This window comes from Cellulomonas sp. P5_C6 (assembly GCF_054049635.1).
Genome location: NZ_JBFULZ010000065.1, coordinates 22,513 through 37,209, shown reverse-complemented (window position 1 = coordinate 37,209; position 14,697 = coordinate 22,513). Strand labels below are relative to the sequence as shown.

General features: G+C 72.1%; 14 protein-coding genes. 7 read left to right on the top strand and 7 right to left on the bottom strand.

Annotation, left to right across the window (positions count from 1 at the left end; all coding sequences use genetic code 11):
- The 3 genes from msrB to ACXJKG_RS09730 all read left to right on the top strand — a co-directional run.
- On the top strand, positions 1-325 hold a 325-nt coding region (msrB, locus tag ACXJKG_RS09740), incomplete at its 5' end, for a peptide-methionine (R)-S-oxide reductase MsrB (RefSeq protein ID WP_456845564.1).
- Positions 326-439: 114 nt separating this feature from the next.
- The gene (locus ACXJKG_RS09735; protein WP_456845563.1) at positions 440-1,222 is read left to right on the top strand and encodes a nuclease-related domain-containing protein; all 783 of its coding nucleotides are present in this window, start codon (positions 440-442) and stop codon (positions 1,220-1,222) included.
- Positions 1,223-1,331: 109 nt separating this feature from the next.
- Positions 1,332-1,781 (top strand): MarR family winged helix-turn-helix transcriptional regulator, encoded by a 450-nt coding sequence (locus tag ACXJKG_RS09730; RefSeq protein ID WP_456845562.1) that lies wholly within the window; start codon positions 1,332-1,334, stop codon positions 1,779-1,781.
- A gap of 63 nt (positions 1,782-1,844) precedes the next feature.
- Here the strand turns inward: ACXJKG_RS09730 and ACXJKG_RS09725 are convergent, their stop codons facing one another.
- The 4 genes from ACXJKG_RS09725 to ACXJKG_RS09710 form a co-directional block, all read right to left on the bottom strand.
- Positions 1,845-2,471, bottom strand: coding sequence for a DUF2510 domain-containing protein (locus tag ACXJKG_RS09725; RefSeq protein ID WP_456845561.1), 627 nt, complete (start codon positions 2,469-2,471; stop codon positions 1,845-1,847).
- A 111-nt stretch (positions 2,472-2,582) separates the two neighbouring features.
- The gene (locus tag ACXJKG_RS09720) at positions 2,583-4,259 is read right to left on the bottom strand and encodes an MDR family MFS transporter (RefSeq protein ID WP_456845560.1); all 1,677 of its coding nucleotides are present in this window, start codon (positions 4,257-4,259) and stop codon (positions 2,583-2,585) included.
- A 73-nt stretch (positions 4,260-4,332) separates the two neighbouring features.
- A complete protein-coding gene (locus tag ACXJKG_RS09715; protein WP_456845559.1) occupies positions 4,333-4,806 on the bottom strand; it encodes a MarR family winged helix-turn-helix transcriptional regulator in 474 nt (157 codons plus the stop codon).
- Between the two features lie 132 nt (positions 4,807-4,938).
- Complete coding sequence (locus ACXJKG_RS09710; RefSeq protein WP_456845558.1) at positions 4,939-6,426, bottom strand: sugar porter family MFS transporter; 1,488 nt, start codon at positions 6,424-6,426, stop codon at positions 4,939-4,941.
- Between the two features lie 202 nt (positions 6,427-6,628).
- On the opposite strand from ACXJKG_RS09710, the gene ACXJKG_RS09705 reads away from it, so the two are divergent.
- The 3 genes from ACXJKG_RS09705 to ACXJKG_RS09695 all read left to right on the top strand — a co-directional run bounded on the left by ACXJKG_RS09705 (position 6,629) and on the right by ACXJKG_RS09695 (position 9,194).
- Positions 6,629-7,228 (top strand): hypothetical protein, encoded by a 600-nt coding sequence (locus ACXJKG_RS09705; RefSeq protein WP_456845557.1) that lies wholly within the window; start codon positions 6,629-6,631, stop codon positions 7,226-7,228.
- Between the two features lie 329 nt (positions 7,229-7,557).
- Positions 7,558-8,178: a DUF47 domain-containing protein gene (locus ACXJKG_RS09700; RefSeq protein WP_456845556.1), complete on the top strand. Its 621-nt coding sequence runs from the start codon at positions 7,558-7,560 to the stop codon at positions 8,176-8,178.
- A 5-nt stretch (positions 8,179-8,183) separates the two neighbouring features.
- A complete protein-coding gene (locus ACXJKG_RS09695; protein WP_456845555.1) occupies positions 8,184-9,194 on the top strand; it encodes an anion permease in 1,011 nt (336 codons plus the stop codon).
- 17 nt (positions 9,195-9,211) lie between these two features.
- Here the strand turns inward: ACXJKG_RS09695 and ACXJKG_RS09690 are convergent, their stop codons facing one another.
- Genes ACXJKG_RS09690 through mshD form a run of 3 tightly spaced genes read right to left on the bottom strand, consistent with a single transcriptional unit; the run spans position 9,212 to position 13,394 of the window.
- Entirely contained in the window at positions 9,212-10,189 is a 978-nt protein-coding gene (locus ACXJKG_RS09690) for an NUDIX hydrolase (protein WP_456845554.1), read from the bottom strand.
- Positions 10,186-12,426: an RNA degradosome polyphosphate kinase gene (locus tag ACXJKG_RS09685; RefSeq protein WP_456845553.1), complete on the bottom strand. Its 2,241-nt coding sequence runs from the start codon at positions 12,424-12,426 to the stop codon at positions 10,186-10,188. Before ACXJKG_RS09685 ends, ACXJKG_RS09690 begins: the two co-directional genes overlap by 4 nt.
- Positions 12,423-13,394, bottom strand: coding sequence for a mycothiol synthase (gene mshD / locus ACXJKG_RS09680; protein ID WP_456845552.1), 972 nt, complete (start codon positions 13,392-13,394; stop codon positions 12,423-12,425). The genes ACXJKG_RS09685 and mshD overlap by 4 nt, the downstream gene beginning before the upstream one ends.
- A gap of 70 nt (positions 13,395-13,464) precedes the next feature.
- On the opposite strand from mshD, the gene ACXJKG_RS09675 reads away from it, so the two are divergent.
- On the top strand, positions 13,465-14,685 hold the full coding sequence (locus ACXJKG_RS09675) for an NAD(P)-binding domain-containing protein (RefSeq protein ID WP_456845551.1): 1,221 nt from the start codon (positions 13,465-13,467) through the stop codon (positions 14,683-14,685).
- The last annotated feature ends 12 nt before the right edge of the window (positions 14,686-14,697 follow it).

Below are 14,697 nucleotides of genomic sequence, written 5' to 3'. Positions count from 1 at the left end.
GGCCGGGACCGAGCGGGCGTGGACGGGCGAGCTGCTGGACGAGAAGCGAGAGGGTGTCTATCGCTGTCGCGCGTGCGGCAACGAGCTGTTCCGCTCCGACACCAAGTTCGACTCGCACTGCGGCTGGCCCAGCTTCTTCTCGCCGCTGGCCGGCGACCGGGTCGAGCTGATCAGCGACCGCAGCCTGGGCATGGTGCGCACCGAGGTGCGCTGCGCGAGGTGCGGCTCGCACCTCGGGCACGTGTTCGACGACGCCCCGCAGACCCCCACGGGCGACCGGTTCTGCATGAACTCCGTCAGCCTGACGTTCGACGCGGACGCCTGATCGGGCGCCCGTTCGGGGTGTCGTCCGGCGCGCCGGGCCCGACACCCCGGACGGGTGACGTCCGGATGGTCGACACGGCTGAAGTCCGTGCGACCGCGTGCCGATAATGCCTGCGTGGAAGATGTCCTGACGGTGCGGCGATGGAGGCGTTACGGCGCCGACCGTCTCTATGTCACGCAGGAGACCGGCGCCCGGGTCGGATCGGTCGACCTGCAGTCCGGTGAGGTCGTGGTCGACGACCCCCACTTCGAGAGCGGCCTGCGCCGAGCGGCCCAGGCCTACCTGCGTGCCGACGTGGCCGAGCTGGCCATGACGCTGCCGACGCAGAACTCCGGTTCCCTGGCCCCCGCGGACGAGGCGGCGCTGCAGGCGTGGCTCGGCGGCGCGGACTGGGACACCATCGACCTCGCCGCGATCCGCGGCGAGCGGGGCAGCTCGGTGCGCACCCGGCTCGAGCGCCTGGGCGACGAGGGCTGGCAGGTGGTGCACGACGTGCCCCTGGGCCGGCAGGGCAGCCTGGTGGAGCACCTGCTCATCGGTCCCGCCGGCATCTTCACGGTCGCGGAGCGCAAGCACCCCGGGCAGCACGTCGTCGTCGAGGGCCGCACCCTCGAGGTCGACGGGCGGTCCATGTCCTACCTGCGCGACGCCCGGCTCGAGGCCACGCGCGTCCAGGGCGCGCTGCTCGCGGCGGCCTGCGCGGCGATCACCGTGCGCGGTGTCGTGGTGGTCCAGGGCGACCTCGAGGTGCGCACGGTCCAGCCCCAGCACGACGCGTTCGCCATCACCCGCCAGGACGTCCAGGCGGTGTTCCGCGCGATGCCGGTCCGGCTCGACCCGCAGCGCATCGCGGCGATCGCCCACGTGGCCCGGCAGCGCACCACCTGGTCCCGCTGACGGCGTCTGGGTGTTGACACCCCCATCCGCGCGGTGATCTGCTGAAACGCTCCCACCCTCCCGGGTGGCGATGCAGCGTTTCTCGTGCCGGTCCCGGCAGGATGTGACCGTGGTCGACGAACAGTTCCGGCAGCTCGAGCGTGAGCTCGGCCTTCTCCTGCGCCGCGCCCAGGCCTCGTCGGCGTCGATCTCGCGGGACGTGCACCCCGATCTCGAGCCCGCCGCGTACTCGCTCCTGGCGCTCATCGCCGCGACCCCCGGTGTGCGGGCCAGCGACCTGGCGACGCACATCGGCGTCGGTCGCGGCACCATGTCCCGGCAGCTCGCCCGGCTGGGGTCGTTGGGCCTGGTGTCCCGGCGGCCCGACCCCGACGACTACCGGGGACAGCTGCTCGAGCTCACCGACGAGGGCCGGCACCGATTCGAGACCGCGCAGGGTGCCCGTCGCGAGTTCCTGCGCCGCGCGCTCTCGGGCTGGAGCGAGGACGAGATCGAGGCGCTGGCCTCACAGCTGGGCCGCCTGAACGAGAACCTCGCCGCGGCGCGCCGCGCGCACTGACGCGGGGGCCCACAGGCTCAGACGCGCCGCCCGGTCGGAGGGGTCGGGCGGCGCGTCTGGCTCTTACAGCGAGCTGAACCTGACCACGAGCGAGAGCGCACCGAGTGCGGCGCTGACGATGCCGAGCACGAGGCCCGTCGTCGCCTGCCCGCGGCCCAGCGGCGGGTAGCCCTGTCCCTCGAACTCGTTCGCGCGCCTCAGACCACGGGCGGACCAGACGATCCCCGCGATGGCGACGACCAGGTACCCGCTGATGACGAAGCTGATCGCCGCCGCGATGACACCGTTGAAGGCCAGCGAGTTCCGGCCGCGCGCCAGGTCGATGTCGGGGCGGTTCTTGGCGACCCGTTCCCGACGAGGGAGCGCCTTGAACTGCTCCTTGCTCATCGAGCCGACCACGATGCGGCCCCCGGCCATCCGGTCCCACGGCCGATCCGCGTCGAGCGGGACGGCGGGCGCGTACGGCATCGCCGACCTCTGTGCCGGAGGCCGTGTGCCATGCACCGGCTGCCCGTAGGCCGGCGACGGCGCCACGGCGCCCGGTGCGGAGTACACCGGTGAGAACAGCTCTGTGGGTGCCGCGGGGGCGGAGACGTGCGCGGTCCACGCGTTGCCGTCGTGGCAGCGTTGCCCGCCCGGGCTCGCGTTCGGGTCGGGGTCCGGGTACCAGCCGGGGGTGGTCGACGACATCGTGGGCCTCTCGCGAGCGGAACGGTTGCCCGGGTCATCGGCATCGGGACCGGCCGCCTTGAACGCGACAGCGCCCCACGACGGTCGTCGTGGGGCGCTGTCGGGCGGTGGTCAGTCCCGGGTCGAGACCTTCTGCTCGGCCTCGAGGGCGTCGAGCTCCGCGTTCACGGCGGCCTCCGACGTGGCCGGCGCCAGCATCCCGCCCTCGGACTCGAGCAGCTGCTCGATGCCCGAGCGGGTGCCCAGCGGCACCTCCTTGAGGAACAGCACGGCGATCAGCGACACCAGCGCGACGGGCGCGGCCACGAGGAACAGGTCCGCGATGGCGTTGCCGAAGGCCTGCTCGACGACGCCGCGGATGTTGTCCGGGAGGGTCGACAGGTCGGGGATCGCGCCGCTGGCGCCCATGGCGGCCGGGTCGATGCCGAGGCCGGTGAGGCCCCGGGCGATCAGCGTGGTCACCCGGTGGGAGAGCACGACACCCAGCGCGGACACGCCGAGCGCGCCGCCGAGGGTGCGGAAGAACGCGACCGTCGACGTGCCGGACCCGATCTCCTTGACGTCCAGGGTGTTCTGCACGGCGAGCACGAGGTTCTGCATGAGCATGCCCACGCCCGCGCCGATGATCACCAGGTAGAGGCCGACCAGCCCGAAGCTCGTGTCGAAGTGGATGGTCCCCATGAGCCCGAGGCCCGAGGTGAGCAGGACGGCGCCGGCGACCATGAACTTCTTGTACTTGCCGGTGCGGCTGATGATCTGGCCGGAGATGGTCGAGGAGACCAGCAGGCCGACGATCATCGGGATGGTGAGCAGGCCGGACTGCGTGGGCGTCTTCCCGCGGGCCAGCTGCATGTACTGGCTGAGGAACACCGAGGTGCCGAACAGGGCGACGCCGACCGCGATGCTGGCGACGACCGCGAGGACCAGCGTGCGGTTCTTGAACAGGTACAGCGGGATGATCGGCTCGGCGGCGCGCGACTCGACCCAGATGGCGACGGCGATCAGCAGGAGCGAGCCGCCGACCATGACGGCGGTCTGCCACGAGGCCCACTCGAACGAGCTGCCGGCGAACGTGATCCACAGGAGCAGGGTCGCGATGCCGAGCGAGATGAGCGTCGCGCCGGCGTAGTCGATCTTCACCTTGCGGGACTTTCGCGGGGGCAGGTGCAGGGTGCGCTGCAGCACGATGATCGCGGCGACCGCGAACGGCAGGCCGATGAAGAAGTTCCAGCGCCAGCCCGGGCCGTCGGTGATGACGCCGCCGAGCAGCGGGCCGCCGACCATGCCGATGCCCATCACGGCGCCCATGAGACCCATGTACTTGCCGCGCTCGCGGGGGCTGATGATGTCGGAGATCAGGATGGTGCCCAGGGCGGTCAGACCTCCGGCGCCGATGCCCTGAAGGGCGCGCATGCCGATGAGCATGCCGGTGGTGTGGGAGAACCCGGCGAGCGCCGAGGAGACCACCGAGATGGTCAGCGCGAGCTGGATGAGCAGCTTGCGGTCGACCAGGTCGGCCAGCTTGCCCCAGATCGGCGTGGAGATCGTGGTGGTCAGCAGGGTGGCGGTGACCACCCAGGTGAAGGCCGACTGGGTGCCGTTCAGGTCCGAGATGATCCGCGGCAGCGACGAGGAGACGACGCTCGTCGCGAGGATCGAGACGAACATCCCGAGCAGGATGCCCGACAGCGACTCGAGCACCTCGCGGTGGCTCATCTTGGGTGCCGGTGCCGCAGCCGGTGTCTCGGCCGTGCTGGTGGGTTCGACGGGCGTGGTGGTGCTGGACATGGCTCGCTCTCGTGGTGCTCGCAGGGTGGATCAGGCTGTGTGGATCAGGCTGTGTGGATCAGGTGGGGCCGGATCAGGCGGGGGTGAGGACGTCCTCGGCGGGGACGAACCCGGAGACCGCCGTCGTGAGGCGGTCGAGCGTCGCGGTCGCGGCGTCGAGCTCGGGGGTCGTCCAGTCGCGGAACACCTCGTGCGTGCGACGGTCGAGGGCCTCGCCGATCTCGGCCGCGAGCGACAGGCCCGCGGGGGACAGCCGGACGGTGCGGACGCGCCGGTCCCCGTGGTCGACCGCGCGCTCGACCAGCCCGTCGTCGACCAGCTGGCTGACGTGGCGGCTGGCCACGGAGATGTCGACGCGCAGCGCGTGCGCGATGTCGCTCACCTGGAGCGTGCCGCGACGCTGCAGGATCCGCAGGATCGTCAGGGTGCCCTTGGAGCAGCCGATCTCGCGGGCCACCCCCAGGGACGACTCGCGCAGGGCGCGGCTGAAGGCCTCGATCGACCGCAGCAGCGTCTGCGGGGGCGTCTCGGACAGGACGGACGACATGGCACTCCTTTTGTTGCTCGACGCAACCTTACGACTAATGCTTGCTTCAAGCAATTGAGCGCGGGATCTGTTCCCGGGACAGCGACGCGGCCGGGCCCGTGGAGGGGAGCCCGGCCGCGCGCGGTGTGGCCGTCAGGCGGGGGTCGCCGTGCCCCGACGGCTGCGGTCGACCTTGACGCCCTCCATGTCCTCCAGCTCGATGCCCTTGGTCTCGGGCACCTTCCAGAGCGTGAAGAAGAACGACAGCGTCGCGAAGATCGCGTACATCAGGTACGGGATCGAGGCGCCGAACTTGTCGAGCAGCGGCGGGAACGAGACCGTGATGAGGAAGTTCGCGATCCACTGCGCCGCCGCCGCGACGCCGAGCGCTGCGGCGCGGATGCGGTTGGGGAACATCTCGCCCAGCAGCACCCAGACCAGCGGGCCCCATGTGGCGCCGAAGAACACGACGAACAGGTTGGCGGCGATCAGGGCGATGACGCCCCACGACCCGTCGAGCGTGACGTCCTTGCCCGTGCCCGACGACTGCGTGAACGCGAGGGCCATGATCCCGAGGGTGACCGCCATCCCGACGGAGCCGGTGAGCAGGAGCGGTCGGCGGCCGACCTTGTCGATGAGCGCGATGGCGATGAAGGTCACCAGCACGTTGGTGATCGACGTGATCGTCGAGACCATGAACGACTGGCTCTCCTCGAACCCGACCGCCTGCCAGAGCGTCGTCGAGTAGTAGAAGATCACGTTGATGCCGACGAACTGCTGGAACACCGACAGCAGGATGCCGACCCACACCACGGGCAGCAGCCCGAACCGCGGACCCTTGAGGCTGGCCTGCGCCTTGAGCTTCTTGTCGGCTGCGATGGTCTGCTCGATCTGGACGACGTGCGCCTCGACGTCGTCGCCCTCGGCCAGCGTCGTGGCCAGCACCTTCTTGGCGTCCTCGCGCTTGCCCGTGGCGATGAGGTAGCGGGGCGACTCCGGGATGCGCAGCGCGAGGATGCCGTACACGGCCGCGGGGATCACGGCGACGATGAACATCCACCGCCACGCCTCGAGCCCGAGCCACAGCTCCTCGGACGCGCCGCCCGCCGCCGTCTGCAGCAGCTGGTCGGAGAGCAGCGCGGCGAAGATACCGAGCGTGATGGCGAGCTGCTGCAGGGAGCCGAGTCGGCCACGCATGGCGGCGGGCGCGATCTCGGCGATGTAGGCCGGCGCGATGACGGACGCGATACCGATGCCGATGCCGGCCATCACGCGCCACAGGACCAGGTCCCAGACGCCGAACGCGATACCCGAGAGGATCGAGGAGATGAAGAAGAGGACCGCGCCGAGGAACATCACCTTGGTGCGGCCCCAGCGGTCGGCCAGCTTGCCGCCGAGCCACGCGCCGAAGGCGCAGCCGAGCAGGGCCACCGCGACGACGAAGCCCGTGAGCGTCGACCCGATGTCGAAGGTGCTCTGGATGCTGTCGACCGCGCCGTTGATGACCGAGCTGTCGAACCCGAAGAGGAAGCCGCCGACCGCGGCGGCGATGGCCAGCGCGATCGCCTTGTTCTTGTACGGGTTCGGCGGCACGGCCGCGTCCCCCGTCGACCCCTGCGGCGACCCTGTCGCGTGGGACATGACCTGACCTCCCTCGCCCCCGGGCCGCTCCCGGGAGATCAACCCCACCTTGGCCCCGGCACGATGGGTGCGCACGTCGAAGGGGTCGCCCGGCGGGAGACGGCGCTGCGTGCTGGCCTGACGCCGGTGTCCGGGGGATCATCGTGCGATGAACGGCACAGGCGGAGGCGACGGCGGGGCCAGGCGACCACGACGGCCTGCCATGCTCGATCCGGCCGCGGCCGACGAGCTCCCCGGCGGGTACGACCCCGCGCTGCGCAACGAGGCGGCGCACACGACCGCGGCGGCGCTGGTGCACCAGGGCCGGGCGAACACCGACCCCGACGTCGTCACGCGGCTGGTGTCGCTGGTCGAGACCGAGGGCCTCGACGTCGTCGCCGCCCTGTGGTCCGAGAGCCCGGCGGACACCCTGCYGGGGGCGCTCTGGCGGCTCTACGTGCTGCGCGAGTGGGTGCGCCGCGACCCCACGACGATCGCCGACCGCTACCGCCTCGGCGTCACGGCGGCCCCCGTGCACGACGTGGTCGCCGGTGTCGCGGACACGGCCGGACCCGCGGACGTGCGTGCCGTCGCCGACGCGGTGCTCTCGGGCGTCTACACCGGTGAGCTCGACGTCGCGCTCGAGCGTGCGGCCGCGTTCTGCCGGGTGCTCGCCACCGGCGCGGCATTCGACGCCGACCACCTGGACGACGTCGACCCCACGGGTGCCGTGCGGCTGACGCGCGGCGCCGCCTCGCTGGTACGGACGGCGGAGGAGCTCGAGCACGCCGCGTCGTTGTGGCGGGCCGACCGGCTCGAGTGATCGCGCAGGGGTGAATCTGCAGGTCGGGCCCCTGGGGGCCGCGCGTCACCCGCCCGCCGCCGTCCCGGCGCCGACCTCCGGGCGTACGATCGATCTCGACGTCGGGCCGCGGTAGCCCCGGGCTCCATCTCAAGCCGCTTCGAGCGGCCACGCGCCGAGAGGCGCTCCGCGGTCCGGCGTCGCCCATGTCTCGGGGTCGAGCAAGGGGCCTCCACAGACGTCATCCGGCTGTCACCATGTGTCCATGCGCACGTCGACGTGCGTTAGGCATTCCCATGACCGTGACCTAGCCTGATCCCGTCCTCCCACCCCTTTCTCCGGAGCCTGCCGTGCGCCTGCGCCTCACCCCGCGCGACACCACGTTCTTCGACCTCTTCGCCGCCCAGGCGGTTCACCTCGTCACCGGCGCGAACCTGCTGGGCGAGATGCTCGGGGCCGACCGCTCCACCCGCAAGGAGATCGGCAAGCGGATCGCCGACGCGGAGCACGAGGCGGACGACGCGACGCACTCGATCATGCGTCGCCTGAACCAGACGTTCGTCACGCCGTTCGACCGCGACGACATCTACATGCTCGCCTCGAGCCTCGACGACTGCATGGACTTCATGGAGGAGGCCGCGGACCTCATCGTCCTGTACAAGGTCGACGAGCTGCCCCCGCGCGTGTCCGAGCAGGTCCAGGTGCTCCAGCGCGCCGCCGAGCTCACGGCCGAGGCCATGCCCCGCCTGCGCTCGATGGACTCGCTGTCCGAGTACTGGGTCGAGGTCAACCGCCTGGAGAACCAGGCCGACAAGATCCACCGCAAGCTCCTCGCGCAGCTGTTCGACGAGGTCGTCGACCCCATCCAGCTGATGAAGGTCAAGGAGATCGTCGAGAAGCTCGAGAACGCCGCCGACGCGTTCGAGAAGGTGGCCAACACCGTCGAGACCATCGCGCTCAAGGAGTCCTGAGCGCGGTGGAACTCGCGCTCGTCATCGTCGTTGTCGCGTTCGCGCTCGGGTTCGACTACACCAACGGCTTCCACGACGCCGCGAACGCGATCGCGACGTCGGTGTCCACCCGGGCCCTCACGCCCCGCGCCGCGCTCATCATGGCGGCCGTCTTCAACCTCCTCGGCGCGCTCCTGGGCACCCAGGTGGCCACGACCATCGCCGAGGACATCATCAGCATCGGCGGCGTCTCCTCCCAGGAGGCGCTGATCATCGTCCTGTCCGCGCTGATCGGCGCCATCGTCTGGAACCTGATCACCTGGCGGCTCGGGCTGCCCTCGTCGTCGACCCACGCGCTGATCGGCGCGCTCACGGGCGTCGGCGTCGCCGCAGGCGTCACCGTGCACTGGGACGCGATCCTGGACAAGGTCGTCATCCCGATGGTGCTCTCGCCGTTCGTCGGGTTCTTCCTCGCGTTCGTGCTGATGGTGGGCCTGCTGTGGCTCGTGCGGAACTCGGCGCCGGCCCGCACGATGCGGCGCTTCCGGGTCGCGCAGACCGCGTCGGCGGCCGCGATGGCACTCGGCCACGGCCTCCAGGACGCGCAGAAGACCATGGGCGTCATCCTGCTGGCACTCGTCGCCGGCGGGTTCTACAGCGGCGACACCATCCCGCTCTGGGTCAAGCTCTCGTCCGCGCTCGCGATCTCCCTGGGCACGTACTCCGGCGGGTGGCGCATCATGCGCACGCTCGGCCGCAAGATCATCGAGCTCGACCCCGCCCGCGGGTTCGTCGCCGAGTCGGTCGCCGCGTCGGTGCTGTACGCCAGCGCCTACTGGCTGCACGCCCCCATCTCCACCACGCACACCATCACGTCCGCGATCATGGGCGTCGGTGCTACCAAGCGACTGTCGGCGGTCCGCTGGGGCGTGGCCAAGAACATCGCGTACGCCTGGGTGCTGACCATCCCCGCGTCGGCCATCGTGGCGGCGGGCGTCTACTGGATCCTCAACCCGATCCTGACGCTCCTGACCTGACGAGCCTGCCCCGAGGCTCAGTCCTCGTGCGGGCGGTGCGTCTCGGTCGCCACGACGCGAGGGCCCTTCGGCGTCTGCGCCACGTGCGCGACGAGCACCTGCGCGGGGTGCAGGAACGGGTCCGCGGTGGGTAGCGCGTCGGCGACCTGCCGGGTGGCGTGCTGGGCGAGGACGTCGACGACGGTCGGCAGCACCGGACGGTGGGTGCAGACCACGACGTCGCCGGCCGACTGCAGCAGCCCCAGCACCTCGGCGGCCACCCGCGCGGGCGACGTCGAGTGCTGCGCCTCCGTCAGGATGCTCGAGATCTCGGGCGCGACCTGCGCGGCGGCGGCATAGGGCTCGACCGTCGTGACGCACCGGGCCCACGCGCTGGTGACCACGCGGCCGACGCCGAAGGTCGACAGGACGGAGATCAAGGCGCGGGACTGCCGGTGGCCCTCCGGCGTCAGGGGGCGGTCGAGCTCGGTGCCCTTCCAGGTCGACCGGCGCCGGGCCGTGCCGTGCCGCGCGACCACGAGGGCCCGCGTGTCCAGCCGGCCCTTGTCGTAGGCCTCGACCAGCGAGACGAGCGGCTCCCGGTCGTCGTCGCGCGTGAGCCTCTTGGCCGCGGTGCCGACGTCGAACCAGCGCAGCTGGTCGATCTCCTTGGTCGACGCCGGGGGCACCGGGGGCCGGGCGCGCAGGGCGGCGGCGTCCGGCCGGCCGGCCACCTGCGCGGCCCAGTAGTGCACCCGCTTGCGGCGGCCGTCGGACAGGGAGTACTCGAGGCCCGGCAGGGGGACGCCCAGGACCACGTCGTGACCCGTCTCCTCGGCCACCTCGCGCGTCGCCGCGGCCAGGATCGTCTCGCCGGGGTCGACCTTGCCCTTGGGCCAGGACCAGTCGTCGTACCGGGGCCGGTGGACCAGGGCGACCTGCAGCCGGCCCAGGCGCACGCGCCACACGATGGCCCCGGCCGCCTCGACGACGGCCGGCGCCTGGGTGGGGCTCACCGAGCGGTACCGGGCCGACGCCGCTGCCGGTTGATCAGCACGGCCTGCAGGTCCGCCAGCGGTCCGTCGGGGCCGAGGTGGTGCCGGACCCACGAGCCGTCCGGCTCGAGGTGCCACGACGAGGTGCCGTCGTCCATCGACTCGTCGAACAGCTCCACCAGCTCGCTGACCTGTTCCGCGTCGGAGATCCGGACCAGGGCCTCCACGCGGCGGTCGAGGTTGCGGTGCATGAGGTCGGCCGAGCCGATGTAGATCTCGGGGCCCTCGAAGCTCGCGTCCTCGGGCGGGTCCGACGCGGCGAACGCGAAGATCCGGGAGTGCTCGAGGAAGCGCCCGAGGATCGAGCGCACCCGGATGTTCTCCGACAGGCCCGGCACCCCGGGGCGCAGCGCGCAGATGCCCCGGATGACCAGGTCGACGGAGACGCCGGCGCGCGACGCCCGGTACAGCGCGTCGATCGTCGCCTCGTCGACCATGGAGTTGACCTTGATCTTGATCCACGCCGGGTGACCGTCGCGCGCGGCGGCCGCCTCTCGGTCGATGCGCTCGATCAGGCCGGCGCGCACGGAGCGGGGCGCGACGAGCAGCCGGTGGAACCGGGACTTCGGCGCGTACCCGGACAGCTGGTTGAACAGCCGCGTGAGGTCCTGCCCCACCTCGAGGTCGCTGGTCAGCAGGCCGAGGTCCGTGTACAGCCGCGCGGTCTTCGGGTTGTAGTTGCCGGTGCCGATGTGGCAGTAGCGGCGCAGCCCCTCGCCCTCCTGGCGCACGATCAGCGACAGCTTGCAGTGCGTCTTGAGGCCGACGATGCCGTAGACGACGTGCACGCCGGCCTGCTCGAGCTTGCGGGCCCAGGAGATGTTGTTCTGCTCGTCGAAACGGGCCTTGATCTCGACCAGCGCCAGCACCTGCTTGCCTGCCTCGGCGGCGTCGATCAGGGCGTCGATGATGGGGGAGTCGCCCGACGTCCGGTACAGGGTCTGCTTGATGGCGAGCACCTGCGGGTCGGCCGCGGCCTGCTGCAGGAAGGTCTGCACCGAGGTCGAGAACGAGTCGTACGGGTGGTGCAGCAGGATGTCGCGCTCGCGGATCTTGGCGAACATGTCCGCCGGCGTCGCGCTCTCCACCTCGGCCAGCTGGCGGGCCGTGGAGGCCACGAACCGCGGGAACTGCAGCGAGGCGCGGTCGAGGTCCGCGATGAGGTTGAGCCCGGTCGCGTCCAGCGGGGCCGGCAGCTGGTAGACCTCGTCCTCCGCCATGCCGAGCTCGCGGATGAGCAGGTGGCGGATGCGCGGGCTGATGCTGTCCGCGATCTCGAGCCGCACGGGCGGGCCGAACCGGCGGCGCAGCAGCTCCTTCTCCATGGCCTTGAGGAGGTTCTCGGCGTCGTCCTCCTCGACCTCCACGTCCTCGTTGCGGGTGACCCGGAACGTGTGGTGCTCCTGGACGACCATGCCGGGGAACAGGTGCTCGAGGTGCTCGGAGATGACGTCCTCGACGGGCACGAACGACATCGGGCCCTTCTCGGGCGACGCGGCCTGCACGTCGGGCGCGCTCGGCCGGCCCGACGCGTCGACCGCGATGAACCGGGGGAGCAGCGGCGGCACCTTGACGCGCGCGAAGTGCTCCTTGCCCGTGGTCGGGTTGGTCACCACGACCGCGAGGTTCAGCGAGAGCCCGGAGATGTACGGGAACGGGTGCGCCGGGTCCACCGCCAGGGGGGTCAGCACCGGGAAGATCTGCCGGCGGAAGAACTTGCGCAGGCGGTCCTGCTCGCTCTCGCCCAGCTCGTCCCAGCGGACCAGCGTGATGCCCTCGTTGGCCAGCTCGGGCTGCACCTGCTCCGCGAACACCGCCGCGTGGCGGGCCATGAGCCGGTGGGCCTCCTCGCTGATGTTCTCGAGGACCTGGCGCGGGGACTGGCCCGAGGCGGCGGTCACGGCGATCCCGGTCGCGATGCGGCGCTTGAGGCCGGCCACGCGGACCATGAAGAACTCGTCGAGGTTGGACGCGAAGATCGCCAGGAAGCGGACGCGCTCGAGCAACGGGATGTCGCGGTCCTCGGCCAGCTCCAGCACACGCTGGTTGAAGGCGAGCCACGAGAGCTCCCGGTCGAGGAACCGGTCGTCCGGCAGCGGCTCCAGGTCGGTGATCGGCTGCTCGTCGATCTCGGCCTGCGCCATGTGCTCGGCGATGTGAGCCGCCAGGGACGGTTCGATAGCGGGGGCGTCCGTCATACGCCCATCGTGACACCCACAGGTGAACTCTTGGTATCGGAACCGAACATCACGTCCACCGCGGACCGCACGAAGCCCGCCCGCTCGTACGTGTGCACCGCGACCGTGTTCTCGGCGCCGGTGTACAGGATCGCCGTCCGCAGGCCCCGTCCGGCCAGGTGGTCGAGGCCCAGCGCGGTCAGGGCGCGGCCCAGCCCCAGGCCCTGCGCGTCGGGGTCGACGCCGACGACGTAGATCTCGCCGACGGGCTCGTCGCCGTGCTCGCCGCCCTCGTGCACCTTGGTCCACACCGACCCGAGCAGGATCCCGTCGCGCTCCGCCAGCAGGAACCCGGCGGGGTCGAACCACGGCTCCGCCTCCCGGGCGCGCAGGTCCGCCGACGTCATCCGGCCCTGCTCCGGGTGGTGCGCGAACGCGCGGGAGTTCACGCGCCGCCACGCGTCCTCGTCCTGGCCCGGCACGAACGGGCGCACCCGGACCTCGGGCGGCAGGACCGGTGCCACCGTGGTCCGCGTCGTGAGGTCCAGGTGCATCTGCAGCAGCTCGCGGACGACGGTCATCCCCGCGTCGTCGGCGAACGCGCGTGCCGGTGGCAGGTCGCCGTGCGCCCAGACCCGCAGCTCCCGGTCCCGGACGGTCCTGGTCTCGGCGAGCGCGCGGGACAGCAGCGCCCGCCCGACGCCGGCCCGACGGTGCTCGGGGTCCACGACGAGCTCGGCCTTGACCGACGACTGCGACCCCGCGTCGAGCTGCGCGTACCCGACCAGGCCGTCCGGTCCCTCGGCGCGCAGGTGGATCACCGGGGCCTCCGGCTCGGTCAGCCACAGCAGCGGCTGCTCGGACAGCGGCGCCACCCCGTCCGCGGCGGTGGCCCGCTCGGCCAGGGCGCGGACGGCGTCGGCGGTCGCCGCGGTGAGCGGACCGGCCGTCGCACTCACGATGACCTGCGCGGACACGTCGTCGACCATGGGCCCATCCCACCACGCGAGCGGCCGGGCCCGTGGCCCCTCCCGGGTGAGCGGGTACGTTGGTCGGGCCATGGACCCCTCCCCGAGCCCCCCGACAGCCACCGGCGGGACCCCGGACACCCGTCGGTCCCGGCGAGCGCGTCGACCGGGAGCCGGCCAGGACCCCGTCGACGTCACCGTCGTGGTCGTCGGCGCCGGGCAGGCCGGGCTGTCCGCGGCCTACCACCTGCGCCGCGCCGGCCTCGTCGCCGTCGGGGAGCCGCACTGGGAGCACGCGGACGCGACGTTCGTGGTGCTCGACGACGCCCCGCAGGCCGGGGGCGCCTGGCAGCACCGCTGGCCGGGCCTGACGATGGCCGACGCGCACGGCGTGCACGACCTGCCCGGCATGCCCCTGCTGGTCCCCGACCTGGACGAGCCCGCCGCGTTCGCGGTCCCGTACTACTTCGCGCAGTACGAGGAGGCCTTCGAGCTCCACGTCCAGCGGCCCGTCCGCGTCGAGCGCGTGGAGTCGGACGGGGACCGTCTGCTGGTGCGGTCACGCAGCGTCGAGCGGTCCGGCGAGGCCGTCGTCTGGCGGGCGCGCGGGCTCATCAACGCGTCCGGCACGTGGCAGAAGCCGTTCTGGCCCGCCTACCCCGGCCGCGGCGGCTTCCGTGGCCGGCAGCTGCACTCGCACGACTTCCAGCTCCCCGAGGACCTGGCCGACGGGCACGTCGTGGTGATCGGCGGCGGCACCTCGGCCGTGCAGCTGAGCCTCCTGCTCGCGCGGGTCACGACGACCACCTGGGTCACCCGCCGGCCGCCCCAGTGGCGCGACGAGGCGTTCACCCCCGAGGTCGGCCGCGACGCCGTCGCCCAGGTCGACGAGCGCACCCGGGCCGGGCTGCCGCCGCAGAGCATCGTGAGCGTCACCGGGCTGCCGCTGACCCCCGCGTACCGGGTCGGGATCACCGCCGGCGTCCTGCGCGCCCGGCCCATGTTCGACCGGATCACCTCCGACGGCGTCKAGTGGGACGCCCCCGACGAGCCCGGCGACGGCTGGGTGGGCGGGCCGGCCCACGTCGAGGCGCGCACGCTCCTGTGGTGCACCGGCTTCCGGGCCTCCCTGGACCACCTGGCTCCCCTCGGCCTGCGCGCGCCCGGCGGGGGCATCGTCATGGACGGCACCCAGGTGGTGGCCGATCACCGCATCCAGCTGGTCGGCTACGGCCCGAGCGCCTCGACGGTGGGCGCCAACCGCGCCGGCCGCGAGGCCGCCCGCAACCTCCGGGGCTTCTGGGAGGGCTGAGGGCCCGCGGCG

Bases quoted from the DNA above. Each gene is read 5' to 3' on its own strand.
- ACXJKG_RS09720 (WP_456845560.1), bottom strand. From the start codon at position 4,259: ATGTCCAGCACCACCACGCCCGTCGAACCCACCAGCACGGCCGAGACA.
- ACXJKG_RS09710 (WP_456845558.1), bottom strand. From the start codon at position 6,426: ATGTCCCACGCGACAGGGTCGCCGCAGGGGTCGACGGGGGACGCGGCC.
- ACXJKG_RS09685 (WP_456845553.1), bottom strand. From the start codon at position 12,426: ATGACGGACGCCCCCGCTATCGAACCGTCCCTGGCGGCTCACATCGCC.
- ACXJKG_RS09715 (WP_456845559.1), bottom strand. From the start codon at position 4,806: ATGTCGTCCGTCCTGTCCGAGACGCCCCCGCAGACGCTGCTGCGGTCG.
- ACXJKG_RS09725 (WP_456845561.1), bottom strand. From the start codon at position 2,471: ATGTCGTCGACCACCCCCGGCTGGTACCCGGACCCCGACCCGAACGCG.
- mshD (WP_456845552.1), bottom strand. From the start codon at position 13,394: ATGGTCGACGACGTGTCCGCGCAGGTCATCGTGAGTGCGACGGCCGGT.